Source organism: Sulfuricurvum sp., assembly GCF_023229695.1.
Classification (GTDB): domain Bacteria; phylum Campylobacterota; class Campylobacteria; order Campylobacterales; family Sulfurimonadaceae; genus Sulfuricurvum.
Genome location: NZ_JALNYS010000026.1, coordinates 1 through 20,490, shown reverse-complemented (window position 1 = coordinate 20,490; position 20,490 = coordinate 1). Strand labels below are relative to the sequence as shown.

14 protein-coding genes are annotated in these 20,490 nt (G+C 45.3%); 11 read left to right on the top strand and 3 right to left on the bottom strand.

Annotated elements, in window-relative coordinates; translation table 11 throughout:
- On the top strand, positions 1-2,033 hold a 2,033-nt coding region (locus tag M0P91_RS14675), incomplete at its 5' end, for a DEAD/DEAH box helicase family protein (RefSeq protein WP_295069105.1).
- A 25-nt stretch (positions 2,034-2,058) separates the two neighbouring features.
- On the opposite strand, the gene M0P91_RS14670 is transcribed toward M0P91_RS14675, so the two are convergent.
- On the bottom strand, positions 2,059-2,979 hold the full coding sequence (locus M0P91_RS14670; protein WP_295069102.1) for a hypothetical protein: 921 nt from the start codon (positions 2,977-2,979) through the stop codon (positions 2,059-2,061).
- 620 nt (positions 2,980-3,599) lie between these two features.
- Here M0P91_RS14670 and M0P91_RS14665 point away from each other — a divergent pair.
- The 4 genes from M0P91_RS14665 to M0P91_RS14650 all read left to right on the top strand — a co-directional run bounded on the left by M0P91_RS14665 (position 3,600) and on the right by M0P91_RS14650 (position 8,060).
- Complete coding sequence (locus M0P91_RS14665) at positions 3,600-3,815, top strand: helix-turn-helix transcriptional regulator (RefSeq protein ID WP_295069099.1); 216 nt, start codon at positions 3,600-3,602, stop codon at positions 3,813-3,815.
- 10 nt (positions 3,816-3,825) lie between these two features.
- Complete coding sequence (locus M0P91_RS14660) at positions 3,826-4,164, top strand: HipA N-terminal domain-containing protein (RefSeq protein ID WP_295069096.1); 339 nt, start codon at positions 3,826-3,828, stop codon at positions 4,162-4,164.
- A complete protein-coding gene (locus tag M0P91_RS14655) occupies positions 4,161-5,222 on the top strand; it encodes a HipA domain-containing protein (RefSeq protein WP_295069093.1) in 1,062 nt (353 codons plus the stop codon). The genes M0P91_RS14660 and M0P91_RS14655 overlap by 4 nt, the downstream gene beginning before the upstream one ends.
- A gap of 528 nt (positions 5,223-5,750) precedes the next feature.
- Complete coding sequence (locus M0P91_RS14650) at positions 5,751-8,060, top strand: response regulator (protein ID WP_295069089.1); 2,310 nt, start codon at positions 5,751-5,753, stop codon at positions 8,058-8,060.
- 16 nt (positions 8,061-8,076) lie between these two features.
- Here the strand turns inward: M0P91_RS14650 and M0P91_RS14645 are convergent, their stop codons facing one another.
- Both M0P91_RS14645 and M0P91_RS14640 read right to left on the bottom strand, forming a co-directional pair.
- Entirely contained in the window at positions 8,077-8,784 is a 708-nt protein-coding gene (locus tag M0P91_RS14645) for a PhnA domain-containing protein (RefSeq protein WP_366934090.1), read from the bottom strand.
- A gap of 72 nt (positions 8,785-8,856) precedes the next feature.
- The gene (locus M0P91_RS14640) at positions 8,857-9,645 is read right to left on the bottom strand and encodes an MBL fold metallo-hydrolase (protein WP_295069086.1); all 789 of its coding nucleotides are present in this window, start codon (positions 9,643-9,645) and stop codon (positions 8,857-8,859) included.
- Positions 9,646-9,951: 306 nt separating this feature from the next.
- On the opposite strand from M0P91_RS14640, the gene M0P91_RS14635 reads away from it, so the two are divergent.
- From M0P91_RS14635 to M0P91_RS14610, 6 genes are all read left to right on the top strand, one after another.
- Positions 9,952-13,329 (top strand): DUF2126 domain-containing protein, encoded by a 3,378-nt coding sequence (locus M0P91_RS14635; protein WP_295069083.1) that lies wholly within the window; start codon positions 9,952-9,954, stop codon positions 13,327-13,329.
- A gap of 13 nt (positions 13,330-13,342) precedes the next feature.
- Positions 13,343-15,832: a circularly permuted type 2 ATP-grasp protein gene (locus M0P91_RS14630; protein WP_295069108.1), complete on the top strand. Its 2,490-nt coding sequence runs from the start codon at positions 13,343-13,345 to the stop codon at positions 15,830-15,832.
- 5 nt (positions 15,833-15,837) lie between these two features.
- Positions 15,838-16,740 carry a transglutaminase family protein gene (locus M0P91_RS14625; protein ID WP_295069080.1) on the top strand — a complete coding sequence of 301 codons (903 nt, stop codon included), beginning with the start codon at positions 15,838-15,840 and terminating at the stop codon, positions 16,738-16,740.
- Positions 16,741-16,965: 225 nt separating this feature from the next.
- Positions 16,966-17,430 carry a hypothetical protein gene (locus tag M0P91_RS14620; protein WP_295069078.1) on the top strand — a complete coding sequence of 155 codons (465 nt, stop codon included), beginning with the start codon at positions 16,966-16,968 and terminating at the stop codon, positions 17,428-17,430.
- 4 nt (positions 17,431-17,434) lie between these two features.
- Positions 17,435-19,516 (top strand): hypothetical protein, encoded by a 2,082-nt coding sequence (locus tag M0P91_RS14615; protein WP_295069075.1) that lies wholly within the window; start codon positions 17,435-17,437, stop codon positions 19,514-19,516.
- A 9-nt stretch (positions 19,517-19,525) separates the two neighbouring features.
- A complete protein-coding gene (locus M0P91_RS14610; protein ID WP_295069072.1) occupies positions 19,526-20,341 on the top strand; it encodes an HDOD domain-containing protein in 816 nt (271 codons plus the stop codon).
- Positions 20,342-20,490: the final 149 nt, after the last annotated feature.

Sequence of the window (20,490 nt, the reverse complement as noted above, 5' to 3'; positions counted from 1 at the left end):
GGATCAGCGGTGATGGACTAAAGAAAGGGTATTTTCCAAAAACGGCTACCTTTCAAGGAAACGATTATCTTCCTCTCACCGATGCCGTAATACAATCGCATCTTGAGGGTAAAGTCCGTATCGGTACCTATGCGGTGAAAGATCAATCCTTTTGTTCGTTCCTCGCTATAGATTTGGATAAATCGAGCTTTCTAAATGACGCTAGAGCAATCAATACCGTATGCCTCGAAATGGGAGTAACCCCGTCATTTGAAATCTCTAAATCGGGCAACGGTATCCATATCTGGTTTTTCTTTTCTCACAACGTCCGAGCACGAGATGCACGTATATTGGGTGACCTGATCATTACCAAAGCGATGGATCACAGTGACGGGATCGATATGAAAAGCTTTGATCGCCTCTTTCCAAACCAAGATTACGTCCCTTATGATGGATTGGGTAACTTAATCGCTCTTCCACTCCATTACGGTTCACGCAACGAAGGCAAAACGGTATTTGTCGATATTGATACCCTCCAGCCATACAGCGATCAATGGAGCTATTTGAGCGGTGTTTCCAAAATTACCCCTTCTCGGCTCAGTGCATTGATTCAAACGTATGCTCAATCCTTAGGAGCAGAAGAAACATTAATGCCGTGGGAAATTGAAAAGGTTAAACTCTCCCCTCCAAAGCGGCTCAAGCTGGTATTGCACGACTCGATTTATGTTGAATTTGAAGGGTTAAGCAAATCGTTCCTAAACCTGTTGAAGCGGATGGCATCGTTCTATAACCCAGAATTCTTCATGCGCCAGAAACAACGACTCTCCACGTTCAATACACCGCGTATTGTTTCGACCTATGATCTGAATGAACGCTACATCGTTTTACCGAGAGGTCTTCTGGAACCGTTACGCCGATTGGGAGTGAAACATAAAATCAAATTGGAGTTTCAAGACAAACGCCTTCTCGAAAAAACAGTAACTCCACCATTGGTATTGGAACTACGACCACAGCAAGTTGATGTCTTTAATTCCCTGATGTATTATGATTACGCGCTCCTTATCGCTCCGCCCGGATTTGGAAAAACAGCGGTAGCCTCGGCAATTATTGCAGCACGAAGTGTAAAAACTCTCATTCTTGTCAATAAAACGGCGCTCATCGATCAGTGGAAAGAGAGACTTATGAGTTATTTCTCTATTGACGGCAAAACTATCGGACTTTTAGGGAAAGGGAAAAACTCTCTGAATGGTTCGTTAGATGTAGCTACCCTTCAATCACTCAAAAACCGTCCCGAATTGATAGAGGAATATTCACAAATCATTATCGATGAAGCGCATCATATTCCTGCCGTATCGTTTGAAATACCACTGAAACGGTTTAAAGGCAAATATGTCGTTGGTCTAAGTGCCACCCCTAAACGTAAAGACGGTATGGAAGCGATCATGCGTCTGCAATGTGGCGAGATTGTCCATGAGATCAAAAAGTCAACCACCCAACGACATCACCTCAAAACAGTTCCGACTCAATATGAGACTTTACTGGGTCACTTTTCCATGATTCTAGGTGAGCTGAGTGAAGACAATGACCGTAATCAACTGATTATCGATGAGATTAAAACACTCAGACATAGAAAAGTATTGGTACTTAGTGAGCGGATCGAGCATCTAAATCATTTGTGGCATCGCCTCAAACAAGAGAATATTGACGCACTATTACTCTATGGGGCGATGGGAACGAAAATGAAACGCGAACAGTTCGCCCAAACCCCCGATGCCTCGATCATTCTCTCCACCAGCAGTTATATCGGTGAAGGGATCGATATCGGTCATTTGGATACGGTTGTCTTTACGATGCCGATATCCTATGATGAACGTATGGTTCAGTATCTCGGACGAATCGGCCGACAAGGACAGGAGTGTTTAGCCATCGATTTTATCGATCATGAAGTGCCGCTGCTCAAAAGCAGTTTTACAAAACGGCTCAAAGGGTATAAGAAGATGGGGTATTCGGTTCAAGAAAAATTGTCATTTTTTGGGACAGGTTTATTCGTTTAAAATAATGGCACTTTATATTGAGAAACTATCCGCCTAAATAGTGTTCACTGATCGAGGCGCGATTATGTTTAAGTTCCCAGCTAATCGCTTGAAGGCTTTGCTCATAAGTATAACCGGCATGAGTGTATTCCATCATACGACGCTTCGCAAAATTCCACCTGAATGCATGTGAACCTTCGGCTGGAATACCTAATTTTTTGCAGGTTTCACGAATATCGGTTGAATATTTTTGACGATCAATTTTAAAGTGCTTGTGAATAGAAATATGTTCTAAAAGTTCTGCATAAATTTCATGCGAAATTAATATGTCTGATCCCTTGCCTCCCTTCTCTTTCGTAAAAACTGCGGTTTTATTTGTAGAGGTGATTGGATCAAATTGAATACCCCGCAATTGATCAATTTTTATTAGGCTCACCCCTTCGAGTCTACAGCCTCCGCTTAGTTGAGTTTTTGCTGCTAAACGATGTAAAGGTTCGGATAGTGATTCGATCAAAAGTTCTGGATTTTCATACGCTCGATTGTGATAATTGTCTGCGACAAGATCTAAATTTCTTGACTCATTTAAGATAAATTGGCGCACTGAAAAATCGTATTCTTTTGCTACGCCATATTTGTTTTGAGTATAAAATTTTAATGCTCTTTCCAGAGCTCCCATGGATGCGCTGAGCTTCTCCAAATATTGTTTACTTGGGTGATTTAAAACTTTGAAATCCATATAAGAACCGACCATATCACCGGTGATAATTTCGGGATCTTTTATTGACCAATGTTCGCGTAAATAATGAAAAAAATTCTCCCAAGCGGCGCGATAAGTCGAGGCAGTCCCGTATGATGATATTTTGTTCCAGTATGGATGCTTTGGATCGATCCGCTCCGTTTTTTTTGCTCCGGCTACAAACAAAATTTTTAACAATTCCGCCGATTGAAAATAAACACTCCCACGCATAAATTTTTTTCCTCTAATTCATAAAAATATAATGAACGGATTAAGCCGCCGTCCGGCAAGTTGTTAAGTCAATCTACGTTTTTGACGAGTTGCGCTGAACCTCGGCTCTTTTGATTGCGATGGTGTGATTTTCCCGTAGGTAGATCTGAGCTCCACCGATTTTTCACATGTATATGTTTAAAAACAAAAGCCTATCAACCATTTTGAACTTGTGATGCGAATATTTTTTGAGGGACTATGTGCGATGTTTTCTACGGTTTCTATTTTTGCTTGTAAGAGGATGAAAACCCCCGTAAATACGGGGAAGAGAGATCGGGTTAGTATTTATTTATTGTCCGAAGTTCGTATCGCAATTGAATCAGGCTTCACTCATGACTTCTCAGTTATTAATGCATTGAGAAAGGAAGAGAATGATTTTTATCGAAAAATCATGCCCCTCAATTCAATCCCCATTTAGGGGATACAACTCAATAAATAGATTCTGGAAAGTTTATAAAGATTTAAGGAGTTTAGGTGCCTTTTTCATTTACATTTACAATATATTGAAAATATAGCTATTTTATTGACCATAAATCTCCTAATCACTGCTATACTTACAATATATTAACACTGGAGCCTCTATGGATGATATTCGTTCACTCATTGGAAGTGCTATTGCATCCAGACGGACTGAAATCAATATGGAGCAAGAGCAGGTTTGTGATTATGCACAGATTAGCAAAACAACTTTGTCTACGCTCGAAAATGCCAAAGGCAATATTTCGCTCCTCAATCTGGAAAAAATACTCGATGTGCTTGGATTAGAGATTGTAGTGCGTGTTAAAGAAAAAGCATAGGACAAGATAGATGCAAAAAGGTGAAGTGTTTCGCAATGAAAGATTTGTCGGGATCGTATCGAAAGAGAATGGAGAATATCAGTTTATTTACGATCAGGGCTACTTAAACGATCCATTGGCGCTCCCGATTTCGGTAGGGTTGCCTTTGCGAGCAGAGAGCTATATTTCACCCGTTCTTTTCCCCTTCTTCGCGAATATGTTAGCAGAGGGAAGTGCTAAAACCATCCAATGTAAAGCACTCCGCATTGATGAGAATGACCTTTTTACACGGTTGCTGAAAACGACGATGAGCAATACAATCGGATCAATCTCCATCAAAGAGCTCATAGAGAGTGAGGATAAATCATGAAATGTTTTGGATGCTTCAAGCCGATTGCTTCAGGTGAGTATTGTCCGAAATGCAAAAAAGAGCTGTTCAATGGGCGTCATATCAATCATCTGAAATTCGATATAAAAGAATTTTACGAGTACCGCCAATCCCAAGCGACACGCATCTCTATCTCCGGTGTTCAGGACAAAATTTCTCTACGGCTTGAGGGGAACGATCTCGTCCCGACAACCGATAAGGGGGAGTTTATCTTAAAACCTGTCCCGGCAACGCAGTTAAAACACTCCGAAGATATTGTTGCGAATGAACATCTGAGTATGCAGCTTTCCAAGCAAGTTTTTAAAATCCCGACAGCGGCAAATGCGATTATCCATTTCAGTAACGGCGAAATGGCATATCTCGTAAAACGATTTGATTATGCCAAAGACGGAACCAAGCTCGATCAGGAAGATTTCGCATCGATCATCGGGATGAGTGAAGAGACGGGCGGTGCGAACTATAAATACGATTCGAGTTATGAAGCGATTGCCCTGAGAGCGAAAGAGGTCATGGCGGCAAGTTCGAGTGCCATAGAGGACTTTTATCGTCGCGTTATTTTTAACTATCTTATCGGAAACGGTGACGCGCATCTGAAAAACTTTTCGCTTCATCGACCCCAGGGGCGACGGGATCTCGATTTTACTCCTAACTATGATCTCCTCTATACCAAATACCACATCAACGAAGAGTTCGGTGAGATGGGATTGGATCTATTCACTCATCATGAAACAAAGTCTTATGGGGCTTTAGGCTTTTATTCTTTGGAAGATTGTGAGGTGTTTGGGATTATGATCGGTATCCCTCCAAAGCGTCTTATAAAAATTTACCAAGATATTTTTTCGAATGTGAAAACGGCAGAGCAAATGATCATAGAATCATTTATGAGCGAGCGTGGTAAAATGGCGTATATCACTAATTTTACGGAGAGAATTCAAAAAAGATTGTGCTACACTATGTCACAACATGGTTTTGAGTTTGATTCCGTCATTAAGCCATTGGCTCAAGCCTATTTAGAAGAGGTGAAAACTACAGCAGGTTAAAAGTAAGTACATTTATTTTTTTAACTCTGCACAGTTCTCCTAAAATAGGGATGAAGATCGGTTTAGTTTGGTGGTGGACTCCTCCACCAAAACTTCAAGTTATTTTCCTTATTAGAAAAAACTATCACATTGTCCATTCAACAATCAAGTGTAATATCGTCTATCTTTAACTGTATATACACATTTTGTCATCCCGTACTTGATACGGGATCCATCTCTTGCATTTGCTTCCGTGTCGTAGCACGGAATGACGAGAGTATACTTAGTTACTGACCTTACGCAGCTTGTTTAAAAAAGTGCGACAAGGTTAGTAATCTCCCGCATCCGGAAGATACGGGTAACATCCCTTTGGGAGCGCTTCGCTTGTTTTCAGGAAACATCCCTTCGGGAGCGCTTCGCTTGTTTTCAGGAAACATCCCTTCGGGAGCGCTTCGCTTGTTTTGGGGGTTGTAGGACTTTAGTCCCTGCCACTTTACGGGATATGAGCGAAAAGTGCATAACATCAGTTCAAAAAAGAGGGGAAGCGTCGTGAACGAAAGAAAAAGACTTCCGATATCGGTATTGATTGTGGATGATGAACCCTCTGTTCTCGAACAGCTGGGGCAAATTCTCCAACGGAGGGTAGAGACGCTGTATAGTGCTTCCAACGGAGAAGAAGGGCTTGCCCGCTTTAAAGAGGGTGCAATCGATTTGATTATCAGCGATATCGATATGCCGGTGATGAACGGCATCGAGTTTTTAAAATCGGTTCGCGAGGCAAACAAAACAATTCCGTTTATCCTCTCGACGGGACTTAAAAATCTGGATATCTTGATTGAGGCGATTGCGCAGGGGATCACCTCATTTCTCCCCAAACCGCTTCAGAAACACGATTTGATTGCCAAAGTGGAAGAGGTAGCCCGGACCAAAGTGCTGGAACGGGAAATCGAGAAAAGCAATGCCCTTCTCGATCAGTATAAAACCATCGTGGATAAATCGGTGATTGTCTCCAAAGCCGATACGCGCGGTATTATTACCTACGTCAACGATATGTTTTGCAAAATAAGCGGATACAGCCGTGAAGAGCTGATCGGTCAACCGCACAATCTTGTCCGTGATCCCGATATGTCCTCCTACGTGTTTGAAGATCTTTGGAAAACGATACAATCGAAACAAATATGGCACGGAATACTGAACAACCGCACCAAAAACGGGAAACCGTATACGGTTCGGACCACCATCTCCCCTATTTTGGATCCGAACGGGACGATTGTCGAGTATATCGGGCTGCGTGAAGATATCACTGAGCTGCAACAAGCCAAAGAGGAGGCCCATGCGGCCGCGAAGATGAAAGGGGATTTTCTGGCGAATATGAGTCATGAAATCCGTACGCCGATGAACGGTATTCTCGGCTTTACCGCATTGCTCGGCCACAGTGAATTAAACCCGAAGCAAGCCCGTTATCTTGATATCATCAACAGCAGTACCCATACGTTATTGGGGATCATTAATGATATTCTCGATTATTCGAAGCTTGAGAGCGGTAAACTGGAACTGGATATTACCCCTGTCAATCCGATTATTGAATTTGACAAAATAGCGCAGCTTTTCAGTACAAAGGTCGAAAAGAAAGCGATTACCCTCAGTGTAGAGATTGATCCGCTGATTTCAGAATGCATCTATATCGATTTGCTTCGGATAGGGCAGGTGATCTCCAATTTGTTGAGCAATGCGGCGAAGTTTACCCCGGAGGGGGGGAAAATTCTTTTTTATGCAACATTTTTGGAACAGGGTAATGAGAAAACAAAAATCCGTATCGGCGTCAAAGACAGCGGCATCGGGATACCCCTGTCGCAGCAGCAGAAGATTTTTGAAGCCTTTGCCCAGGCCGATACCTCGACGACCCGAAAATATGGGGGGACGGGGCTTGGTTTGTCGATCAGTGCCCATTTGGTATCGATTATGGGGGGAGTATTGAAGGTCAATAGCGAATCGGAAAAAGGGAGCGATTTTTATTTTGATATCGAGGTGAAAACCGGTCTCTCCGAACATCCCGGCTCCTCATTTGTTGCCGCACGGGAGATTGTGCCGAAAGGGGCGAGTCTCCTCCGATTCTCAGGTACGGTTTTGGTGGCAGAGGATAATCAGGTCAATCAGATACTGATCGAAGAGTATCTGAAACGGTACAACCTTACCCCCGTCATTGCCGAAAATGGGCAGCAGACCCTCGATTTATTGGATAATGCCCTTTATGATCTCATTTTGATGGATATCAATATGCCGGAGCTCAGCGGTATTGAAGCGGTAGCTTCGATCAAAAAAAAGGGGATACGAACTCCGGTGGTTGCTTTGACGGCCAATGCGATGGCCGGAGATCGGGAACGGTTTTTGGAGTATGGCTTTGACGAGTACCTTTCAAAACCCATAAGCATGAGTTCCCTTGAAACTATTTTGATGGCCTACATCCCGCAATTATCGGAGCGAAACACTCCATCGCCGCCGGAGAGTACACCCTTGCCTTTAGCTATTTTGGATGTGGTGCGGCTTAAAGAGGAACTTCCTCTTCCGGACGGGATTATTCACCGATTGTTAAAGGCTTTTGTCGGGAGTTCGGAAAAATCGTTCGGAGAACTCAAAGAGGCTGTAAGGGTAAAAGATTTTCAGAAAATTATGGAGTGCGCCCATGCGATCAAAGGGGCGGCGGGAAATCTCCGGTTTTCTCCGATCGAAGAGCTTACCCGTCAATTTGAACTCTCCGCCCGTGAGAAAAAAGAGGTAGATTATGAAGAGATGTACGGGCGGTTACACGCGATGCTGGAGACCGTCCATCGGGAAATCTCCGATCTCCTGAAGCGATAAATAACCGAAACTCAAATCAGTTGGATTTTTTCATATACGCGGCGACCAGGACGATTTGGGTCCCGTTGATTTTTCCCTCGATGTATTTTGGATCATCGGTGAGATGGATATTTTTAACGATTGTCCCCCGTTTGGCGGTGAAGCCGGCCCCTTTGACCTCCAAATCTTTGATCAGGGTAACGGTATCCCCCTCCGCCAACAGGGTACCGTTGCTGTCGCGATGGAGAAGGGCCGTAGTATTGTCGGTTGTTTTGGAAGTGAGAAGCCCTTGATCTGCCCAGTTTTTTACCTCTTCTTCGAGGTAGAGCATGTCGAGTTGATCCTGATCTCCCAAAGCGCTGAGGAGACGATAGGACATCACCTGTACGGCAGGGACCTGACTCCACATGCTGTCACTTAAACAGCGCCAGTGGTTGCGGTCAAGATTCTCAGGATTTTCAATTTGATTTTTGCAGGTTTCACAGATATAAATGGATTGATCCTCCGATCCGTCACTCGGAAGGACCGGATAAACCCCCAGTTCCTCTTGTGCTCCACAGAGTTCACACTGATTATTGCTTCGTTCGATTAGTGTTTGTTCTACGTTCATTGTATCTTTCCCTTTTCGATTTATTAGAGTTCTTGCAGAACTCTCTTTTAAACGTGCTTTGAGCAAAGCCCAAAGCACTACGCTAGCCGCTATGGCGCTAAAGCTTGCCTCTTCGAGGCAGAAAACTTCTTGCATAACCTTGTTATGCAAGAAGTTTTCTGGGCGTATTATCGCAAAAAGTTCTTGAAAAATAAGATAGCGCGGAAACTAGCCCTGTTTTACAAAAGCGATCCGGTCATGATCGGCGAGAATGGCCCCTCCGTTTTTGAGTAAATTCCCCATTGCCAGTTCATGGGTAATCGTTGCGGCAAAGAGCACTTTGAGATGCATGACATAGACGGAAAAATCGTTTCGGCCACAGCACGCCAGCTCACTCTCTAAAAGCGCGGGGGTCAGATGTTTACTGTCATGGGCCAATTTCTCAAAACTGGAGGGGAAGGAGACTTCGATAACCAGCGAATGGATATGGGGCTTGGTATCGAGCAGTTCCCATATGCGGCTGCATCGGTAGGTATCGGCGGTAAATAAAATTCCTCCCCCCCCTTTTTCGATCAGATAACCGCAACTGCCGTCAGTATGGTCGGTTTTAAACGGGATGAGGGTGATTCCGTCGATATCGTAACGTTCTTCGGGTTGAATCTCAATGAGCTGAATCGTTTGTTCGGAATGACCGATAAGTTGGATCTCTTCAAAATTGGGCCAAATACGATGGTTGAAAATGCATTGGCGCAGATCGTCCAATGTCGCTTGGAGCCCGTATATTTTCAAAGAGGTTGATTTGCGGGTGACAAAGAGATCGGCAAGAAACGGAATATCGATGATGTGGTCAAGATGGGAATGGGTCAGAAAAATATGTTCGATCGTAAAAATCTCATCACCGAAAGCGTTGATGAGGTTACCGGCATCGATGACGCATCGGGGAGAGACTCTAAGGCATGTTGTCCCCTGCACCGGTGTTCGCGTACCGCCGGTTCCCAAGAATTCGATGTAATCCATACTTTTCTGCCTTTAGCCGATCGATAAAACTAGAGTATAGCTGACCTTATACAGCTTGTCTAAACAAGTGCGAAAAGGTTAGTAATCTCCCGTATCCGGAAAGATACGGGAAGCTTTAGGGGGTTGTAGGGACTTTAGTCCCTGCCACTTTACGGGCTTTGCCCGAAAAGTGCGTAATATCAGATTATAGTATAAAAAAAAGGGTTTTGCATTGCTCCATCCGTGGAAGGGGGATTCGATTCGTTTTTTTGGCATAAGTTGTGTTATCCTTACTCTATAGTTAAATATGCCGCGCAAAGGAATCCGATGTCGCTTAAAGTTGTCCTCTCTCATAAAACTCATTACACTTTCGATAAACCTATCAATCTTTCTCCCCATGTTATCCGTCTCCGCCCGGCACCTCATAGCCGAACACCGATAGAATCTTATTCTCTTAAGATCAAGCCGGATAGCCATTTTATCAATTGGCAGCAAGACCCTTTCGGCAATTATCTTGCCCGAATCGTATTTCCGGAGAAAACGACGGAACTCTCCATCGATGTCGAGGTACTGGCCGAGTTGGTGAGCATCAACCCGTTCGACTTTTTTGTCGAAGAGTATGCAACCAATTTTCCGTTCAAGTATAAAAAAGAGTTAAAAAAAGAGTTGATCCCCTACCTTGAAGCGACCGAAAAAGGGAAAAAACTGCAAAAGTTTTTAAAAACGCTGGATCTGAGCGAAGCCCCGATCAATGATTTTTTGGTTGGACTCAATACGAAGCTTAACCAATACCTTGATTACACCGTACGGATGGAACCGGGAGTCCAGACGTGTGAAGTGACGTTGGGAAATAAACTCGGGTCATGCCGCGATTTCGCGTGGCTGTTTGTTCAGGTGCTTCGTCATCTCGGGCTTGCGGCCCGTTTTGTCTCGGGCTATCTCGTGCAGCTTGCCGCCGATGTCAAATCGCTTGACGGTCCCAGCGGTCCGGATGCAGATTTTACCGATCTGCACGCGTGGACGGAGGTCTATATCCCGGGTGCGGGATGGATCGGTCTGGATGCGACGAGCGGGTTGTTTGCGGGAGAGGGGCACATCCCTCTGGCGTGTACTCCGAATCCTGAAAGTGCGGCTCCGGTAGAGGGGGCAATGGATAAGTGCGAAGTAGAATTTACCTACTCCAATACGGTGACGAGAGTCTTTGAATCGCCCCGGGTGACGAAGCCTTACCGTGAAGAGCAGTGGAAAGCGATTGACGATTTGGGATTTGAAGTCGACAAAGAGCTTATGGCAAACGACGTGCGTATGACGATGGGAGGAGAACCGACATTCGTCTCGATCGATGACATGGAATCGGCCGAATGGAACACCGAAGCCGACGGTGAACATAAACGGGAGAGGGCCAATGTTCTGGCCCGCCGGCTTCTGAGTACCTTTGGAAAAGGGGGATTGCTGCACCATGCACAGGGGAAATGGTATCCGGGCGAGCCGTTGCCGAGGTGGATGTCGACGATTATCTGGCGTAAAGACGGTCAGCCGATCTGGAAAAATCCCGAGCTGTTGGCCAGTTTGGACCAAAAATTCGAGTACACTCCCGAGGATGCGAGAGCCTTTTTGGCGCGCCTGTGTCTGAATCTGGGGATCAGCGATCAGAACATTCACGATGCCTATAACGATCCCCTCGTCGCGTTGCTGCAAGAGTCGCTTCTTCCGATCGATATCGATCCCAAAAAAGCGAATCTCAAAGATTCACTGGAGCGCCGCGCCCTGGCGGAGAGCCTCTCCAGCGGGATCGATAAACCGGCCGGTTTCGTACTGCCTCTGAACTGGGGGACGACACGATGGATAACGTGCCGATGGGAATTCCGCCGTCCACAGCTGTTTCTCGCGCCGGGAACCTCTCCGGTCGGATTGCGCCTGCCGCTGGATTCGTTGGCCCATAAACCACATGAGGAGCTGGAACAGAGTTTTGAGCCCGATCTGTTTGCCGCTTTTCCCTCCTTGGGCGAATATCACACTGCGGTCAAAGAGCGGGCGGCAAAGGTGACCAAATCGACCAAAAAAACGGCCGACTACAGCGTTTTTGTCCGCACCGCGCTCAGTATTGAGATCCGCGAATCGAAACTCTTTATTTTTCTCCCGCCGATCACCAATACGGAAGCGTTTCTGGATTTGATGGCATCGATCGAAGAGACGGCTGAAGCGATGGACATGGCGGTGATGATTGAGGGGTATGAGCCTCCGCACGATTTGCGTCTGGAGCGGATGCGGGTCACCCCCGATCCGGGGGTGATCGAGGTCAATATCCATCCGACGTCGAGCTGGAATGAGCTGAGCGATGTCATTACGACGTTGTACGACGAGGCGCATCAGTCGCGTCTGGGGACGCTCAAATTCATGCAAGACGGCAAACAGGGGGGAACCGGAGGGGGCAATCACGTCACCATCGGCGGATTGACCCCGAGTGACAGCCCGCTCTTACGCAACCCTGAGCTGCTCAGGTCGTTGCTGACGTTTTGGCAGCACCATCCGAGCCTGTCGTATCTGTTTTCCGGCGCGTTCATCGGGCCGACGTCTCAGGCGCCGCGTGTGGATGAGAGCCGGATGGAAAACCTTTACGAGCTGGAAATCGCATTTAACCAGATTCCCGAAGGGGGGCAAATTCCGTTTTGGCTGACGGACAGACTGTTTCGCCACATGCTGACCGATTTGACGGGAAATACCCACCGAAGCGAGTTTTGTATCGACAAACTCTACTCTCCCGACTCCTCGACGGGGCGGTTGGGGATTTTGGAACTGAGAGGTTTCGAGATGCCGCCTCACGCGCAGATGTCATTGGTGCAGATGCTGCTTATCCGGACGCTTGTCTCGTTGTTCTGGCGCAAGCCGTACCGTCATAAACTGGTGCGGTGGGGAACGCAGCTGCATGACAAGTTTTTGATCGAGCATTATGTTCGTGAGGATATCCGTGATATCGTGGAGTTTTTGCGTGCTGAGGGGTATGCGTTTGAAAACGACTGGTTTGACCCGTTCTTTGAATTTCGCTTCCCTTTGTACGGTATGACGCAGATCGAGGGGGTTCATTGCGAATTGCGCGGTGCGATTGAGCCGTGGCACGTTTTAGGTGAGGAGTCGAGTTCGCAGGGGACGGCCCGCTATGTCGATTCGTCATTGGAACGGGTGCAGGTAAAGGTCTCCAATTTTGTGGATGAGCGGTATGTCCTCACCTGCAACGGGGTAAAAGTGCCGTTGGTGAATACCGGAGTAGAGGGAGAATACGTTTCGGGGGTACGGTACCGGGCCTGGCAGCCGTGGTCGGCGCTCCATCCGACGATCGGAGTCGATACGCCGCTGGTTTTTGATCTGGTGGACACGTGGAACCGCCGCTCCGTCGGAGGATTTACCTATTTCGTCTCCCATCCGGGCGGGCGTTCCTATGACACCTTTCCGGTTAACACCCTCGAAGCCCAATCGCGCCGGATCAGCCGATTTTGGGGCTTCGGTCATACCCAAGGGGAGATCGAAGAGGTGCGTGAACCGATGATCCGTGAACAGCAGTTGCCATCCGATGAAAAAACGGGACGCGTCGTTGAAAAACATCCATCGAAGAAATCCTTTAGTTATCAAGAGCTTCCCGGCAGTCTCGAATACCCTCATACTCTGGATTTACGACGGAAGTGGAGTCCCAATGAGATGAAAGGTTGAATAGTTGACGCAGATGTTTGAGCGTTACCGCTTCTCTTCCCCCTATGACGAGATGCTGGACAGTGAAAAAAATATCCGTCCGCAATGGCAGAGGATGTTTGAAAATTTAGATCGGCTTGGAATTGAGCAACTTCAAGCCAAGCAAAAAGAGATTGATTGGCGTTTGGAAGACAATGGTGTCACCTACAATGTGTACAACGACCCCAGCGGGATAAGCCGTCCGTGGAGACTGGACCCGATCCCTTTCGTTATTGACGAGAATGAATGGAAAATGATCGAATCGGGACTTCAGCAGCGGGCTAAAATTCTGGATATGTTGTACCGGGATATCTACAGTGAACAGCGTGTCATTAAAGAGGGGATTATCGCTCCGGAAATTATTTACGCTCACAGCGGTTTTATACGTCAAATGGTCAATATGAAAAAGCATACCTCTGCGGCCCTGCGTATTTATGCTGCCGATATGGCACGCGGTCCCGACGGAAAAATGTGGATTATCAACGACCGTACACAAGCGCCGTCCGGATTGGGGTATGCGGTAGAAAACCGTCTGACGATGAACAGCGTGATGCAAGATCTTCTGAATGATATCTCCATCAAACGGCTTTATAGCTTTTTTGAGAGTTTTAAATCGATGCTGCAGGAACTTAATCCCCATCATAAAGGGGAACCGCTCCATGTCCTCCTCTCCCCGGGTCCCCATAATGAAACCTATTTCGAACACGCTTACCTAAGTTCCTTTTTAGGTTTGACGCTGGTGCAGGGGCAGGACTTATTGGCCAAGAACGGCGGCATTTGGCTTAAAAGTCTCAAAGGGCTTCGTCGCGTCGATGCTATTTTACGGCGTGTGGATGAGGGGTATTGTGATCCGTTAGAGTTACGTTCGGACTCTCAGCTCGGTGTTTCGGGATTGGTGCATGCGGTACGCAAAAACGGGGTCGAAATGGTCAATCCTTTGGGATGCGGCGTATTGGAAAACCTCGGTCTCAACCCTTTTATGCCGTATCTGGCCCGTTATTATCTTCAGGAAGAGTTGATTCTTCCTCAAATCGCAACATGGTGGTGCGGTCAAAAAAAAGAGCGCGACTATGTTCTGGAAAATCTTGAACGGTTGATCATCAAAAAAATCGATCAAAGCGAAGGGCACCATATCTATGACGGCAAACGCCTCTCGAAAGAGGAGGTGCAGAATCTAAGAGAAAAAATTCTCAAAGAGCCGTACCTTTTTGTCGGTCAGGACGAAGTGCAGTTTGCGACAACGCCGACGCTGATTAAAGATTCGATTGAGCCTAGAAAAGCGGTCATCCGTTCGTTTGCGATTGCCAGAGAGGGGAAATATGATGTGATGCCCGGAGGTTTGGTCCGTGTCGGTGCGACCAATGATCCGCTGATGGTTTCAGGGCAAACGGGGGGGAGCAGTAAGGATCTGTGGATTTTAGGAGAACCCGGAGAGTTCCCTTCCATCAATCTGTTTAAACCGAAAATCGGTGCGGAGAGCTCTTTGGAGACGATTCCGAGTTTGCGTGCGGAGAACCTTTTTTGGCTGGGACGCTACCTGACCCGTGCGATTATGACGGCACGAATGATCCGTATTACGGTCAAATATATGGCGAATGCCTATCGGTATGATCAGCGTTTTAATCCGGTGGCGCAGAATGTATTGCGAAAAGCATTGACCCATATGACCATGAGCTATCCGGGATTTTTAGGGGAGGGGGATCAAGAGGTAAAAAATGCGATGGAGGAGATATGGTCGGTCACGGCTTACGAACGTCGTTCCGGTTCCTTGTCGTATACGCTGAGAATGCTCTCCGGCGCGAATACGAGTACCAAAAATCTTCTCTCTCTTGAAGCATGGCGCATTTTTGACCGTTTGGAACGGGAGTGGGGGGCTTTTTCAAAGGAGAAACAACCGATTCCGCGTTCGATGATCAGCGGACTGGACCGTTTATTAATACAGCTTATGGCGTACAAAGAGTTGATCAAAGAGAGTCTGTTTACCGAACAGGGGCTGACCCTCTATGAAATTGGAGAGCGGATTGAACACTCCTTGTTACTTATTTCAAAAGCCAGATCCATTCTGACCCTTTCGTACGATCCGTTGGGGGAATATGAGGTACTGGAGACACTGCTGGGGACATGCGAGAGCCTTAATGCGTACCGCGCACATTACCGCTCCTCGTTAGAGCTTAGAAATGTTACCGAATTTTTATTACTCGATATCAAATTTCCAAAATCGTTGATTAGTGAATTGGATCACTTGCTAAAAGCATTCCCCCATCTTCCAAAATTCAGACATGCTTCCTATCTAAGCGGATACGAAAAACCGATATTTGAGGCATTTTCGATGTTGAGATTGAGTAAAATCGATGTACTGTGCACGTTAAATCCAGATGAATATATCCGGAGTGAACTCGATACCCTCCTTTCTGAAATTACGGAGCGGCTGATCCGGGCTTCGAATGAGCTCTCCCAAACCTATTTCGCACATTATTACGAGTAGAGAACATGGTGTACCACATTTATCATAATACACAATTTTCGTATCAGCAATGGGTTAGCTTCAGTCACAATTTAGTCCGATTAAAGCCGCGTAATACACCGGTTCAGACGGTAGTTGATTTTTCCCTTTCGGTGGATCCGGCAGCAACTGAAACCGATGAGTATAACGATTATTTCGGAAACCACCTGCACCATCTTCTCGTACGCGAGCCCCATGCCCTTTTGAATGTGATTGCAAAATCGTGCGTGGCGATCGATAAGGAAGCGATAGAGGCATTGGATATACGTCGCGAACTCTCTTTATCCCTAAGCGTTGAAGAGGCGATGAAACGTTTGTCGTATAGGACACCGGAATCGATTGATGCAAAACAGTATACCCTTAGAAGTCCGCTTCTCGTTCCGGCATCGGAAGGGCTGGAAGCGTATGCCAGACTTTCATTTCATCCGGAACGCTCTTTATATCTCAGTATTCAGGAATTCATGGGGAGAATTTTTGAAGATTTTAAATTCGTTCCGGGATTTAGTAATCTCAGTACTCCGGTGGATGAGGTGTTCGAAGCGAAAAAAGGGGTGTGTCAGGATTTTGCCCATCTGGCAATAACGGCATTGCGCTCATTGGGGTTGCCGACACGCTATATGAGCGGTTACATCGAGACGATTCCTCCAAAAGGGGAAGATAAACTGTTTGGTTCGGATGCGTCCCATGCATGGTTTTCGGTTTATTTACCGGAATTGGGCTGGTTTGATTTTGACCCGACCAATAATATCGTTCCCCGAGATCAACATATTCTTTTGGGGTTCGGGAGGGATTATTCCGATATCTCTCCGATCCAAGGGGTTGTTCAGGGGAGTGGTTTAAGCCATTTAAACGTTATGGTGGATGTTAGTCGGGAAGAAGTCAAAGAGTGATTATTTTTTCATCAAATATGTAGTGTTTCCGTAATATTATTGCTTTATGATTCCGTTATGAAGCGTAATACCTATCCCCTATATTCTATTAGAGTTCTTGTAGAACTCTCTTTTAAACGTGCTTTGAGCAAAGCCCAAAGCACTACGCTAGCCGCTATGGCGCTAAAGCTTGCCTCTTCGAGGCAGAAAACTTCTTGCATAACAAGGTTATGCAAGAAGTCTATTATGATAACTGTACTGCTGTCGTGGTCCCTAACGTCGGCAGAAGCTTTTGCAAAAGAGCTCTCTACCAAACAAAAGATCGCCCTCCTTCAGCCGATCGAACACTATGCGATGCAATATGGGGAAGGGGAGACCCGGGTGTATGTTTTTGTCGATCCCAAATGCCCCCATTCCCAAGATTTTATCTCCATGATTCATGAAAACAGCAAAATACGGAGCATCTATCGCTATTACATCTTTTTTTATGAGCTGAAACGGTTTAAATCCCACGATCTTATTGCTACGATTTACGGATCCTCCGCACCGTTACAAAAAACGCTGGAGGTGATGGTCGGGAAAAAAGAGATTGAAACGGCTTTGGCCGTCGATCCGAAAATCGAACAAAAAATCGATGAAATCGAACGTGTTTCCGAAGAGATCGGAATCAGTAAACGTCCATATCTTATTATTGCGAAGGAGCGGGATTAATTTTATGTATTACCATACCCCCAATACCTCAGGATTTGTAGCCGCTGTTCGGCGATTTCGTAGCCTTATTATCGGATTTTTTATTGTGATCTCTATCGCTATTTTTGCCTTCATCCGACCCGAACTGATCTCTTCGGATACTTTTTTTTGGTTAAGCGAATCTAAACAGTTCCAAAAAACCTGTAAACAAGAGTACACGGCAACCTATATCGGGCGGTTGAGTGTCCGAACCGATTCTTTTGATGAACAAACAAAAATACGGTTACAATTGGTCCAAAACGAGCTTGAACATTTATCGGGTGTGGAACAGGTAGAATCGTTGTTTGCCTCCTATATTGTCTATAACGATCAGAGCTTTGAAGAGTCCGCTTTGGTGAAGGCACTTTCCATCAACCGCTTGGATGCCGAAAAAATTCATACCTTTGTTACCGCTTTTCCCAAACCGTATGAGCAAATGGTCAACGACGATTTTACCGAGTTTCATTTTTTGATCCATTCCAAAACCCCGATTGCTATTGATTCGATCACGGTTCCGTTTAAATTTCACTATTCTGAACCGGTCGTTGAAGCTGAACTTGGGCATTATCTTTGGTATGCCGGTGTCATTATTATTGTGATCCTATTGATGTCACAAATTTTATTTAAAAATTTTATTGCGGCAATCGGGGCTATCAGTGTGACATTGATTACATTGATTTGGACATTTTGTATTATTTATCTTTTGACCGGCAGCAGGCAAATGCACATTGCCATGAGTTTAATGGTCGTTAGTATCGCTATCGGACATTACCTCTATTTTTATTATCGTTGGCATGTGTCTCAATTTAAAAATGATCCTATTCGTGCCCTTGAAAAGAGTATTAATCGAAATCTCCATCCCGCAGTTTGGACATTACCGGTATTAATCATTAGTTTAGGATCGCTTCTTTTCGCCGATTCGAAAATTGTTACGATGTTGAGTATGAGTTTGATGGTTTCATCCGCAGTCGCTTACATCGTCAATATTGTATTTTTGCCCGCATTGCTCAGCTATTTTTCGGTTAGCCATCCAAAAGTCGGTTTTGCACGGATCTGTTATTGGTTCGCCAATCGGGAGATCCACTACAATCCAAAAATATTAAAAGGGTTTATGACACTCTCTTTTATTGTCTTAATCGTAATGGCAATTCGTGTTACTACCGCCTCGGACGGTTTTTTTGACAAACACGTTACACACACGACGATTACCTTGAACGTACCTTTTGAAGAGATTGACTTAAACACCTTGCAAAAAATTGAAACGTTTGAGAAAGAGCTCCGTGCCGATAATCATGGAATAGCAAAAGTCGATTCGATTGTGACGATTTTAAAGCAACTTGATATGGCCAATAAACCGCAATCCGTCCTAGATGAACAACGGTTGCTTCAGGCATTGTTTTTTCTTGAGCTGTATGATCTTAAACAAGCTTACATAGAAAAAGATGCGTTAAACATTACGATTACACTTCATAACGCCGATCAGTCGTCCATTATACGGTGGCTGGAAGGGTATCAAAAACTTCCGTTGTATTTTACGGACGTTGAGAGCCTATCCGAAAGCTCAAAAATGGATAAAAGTATTTTGTTGGCATTTTCATTGGTATCGGCATTGTTAATGATCGGTTTGATTATGGGGGTGATTTTTCGGTCGATTCAGATCGGAGTTGTCGGCTTTGTTGCCAATGCCCTTCCGATTATCTGGTTTACCCTTTTTATGATGCTGTTTGATTTTGCATTGAGCATTGAAGCATTGATCGCAATGACGATTTCGGTCGGTCTGACATCCGATACGATTATCCATTTCGCCTATAAATATTTTAGAAGCCGATATTTCGGACGTACGCGCAAACACGCATTGGAAATTATGTTCTTTTATTCGGGGGTCCCGGCGATTACCAGTGCGGTTGTCCTTATGATTGTTTTTGCTTTGCTGACATTAACGCAGCTGCAATCGCTTCAGCTGATCGGAGCTTATGGAACTTTATTGATGTTTATGTCATTATTAAGCGATCTGTTTATTCTTCCGGTCTTGTTGTTATCAATTGACCGGTCTGAGCAAAAAAATTAAAGGTACAAGATGGGATTTGAATCGATCATAGCCAAAATTAATTCACTCCCCCCCTTTCCGGAATCGGTTATTAAGCTTGAAGAGGCATTTCGCAGCGGCGAACCGAATATGAAAACCATTGTTTCGATTATTGAAGGCGATCCGCTTCTGACCTCCGGTATCTTGGCAAAAGTGAATGCTCCGGTTTTCGGACTTAAAAATCATATCGTATCGGTCATGCAGGCCGTAACGCTGTTTGGACTTAATACGGTACGTGCGCTGGCGCTTAAAGCCTCGATGGAACGAAATTTTGAAATCGATATGTCTCCTTACGGCATCAGTAATGAAAAATTTTCCAAAATAAGTGCGATGCAGAATGCTTTGACCTTCCAATGGTATATGGGGATTGACGTTACCAAAGCAAAGATCATGATCCCTTTGGCTTTTATCATGGAAACCGGCAAAGTGATTATCGCCAAGGAACTGACGGAGAGCTCCTATGGGGATATGTTTCGGGATGCTCTGGTCCAAAGTAATTCGATCGGTGCCACTGAAGATGACTTTGCAGGGACAACATCGGCTCAGATATCTGCTTTATTATTCAAACATTGGCATTTCGAAGAGGTTTTTACGGAAATAATGGAAAATGTTGAAAAAGAAGAGGGGATTAATGCTGAGATCAAAGATATGGTTCTTGCACTAAAAGCGATCCGTGCCGCTATCAATGTAAAAGAGCAACTCAGCGATAGCAGTATTGAAGCGGGGGCAACTATTGTTGAACAAATGGGGTGCGACCGTATCCGATTTGTACATGCGGCACGCCGAGTACGCGAAAAATACGAATAAAAGTATTTTTTTTCAAATTCTTTTTATTTTCTCTTGACATTTCATAATATTTCCCCTATAATTCCCGTCCACAAACGCTGATAGGCCTTGAGTTAAGGTTTAGAGTTTGAGTTTGCGATCATTGAAAACTAAGCAGGTTAAACGGTTCG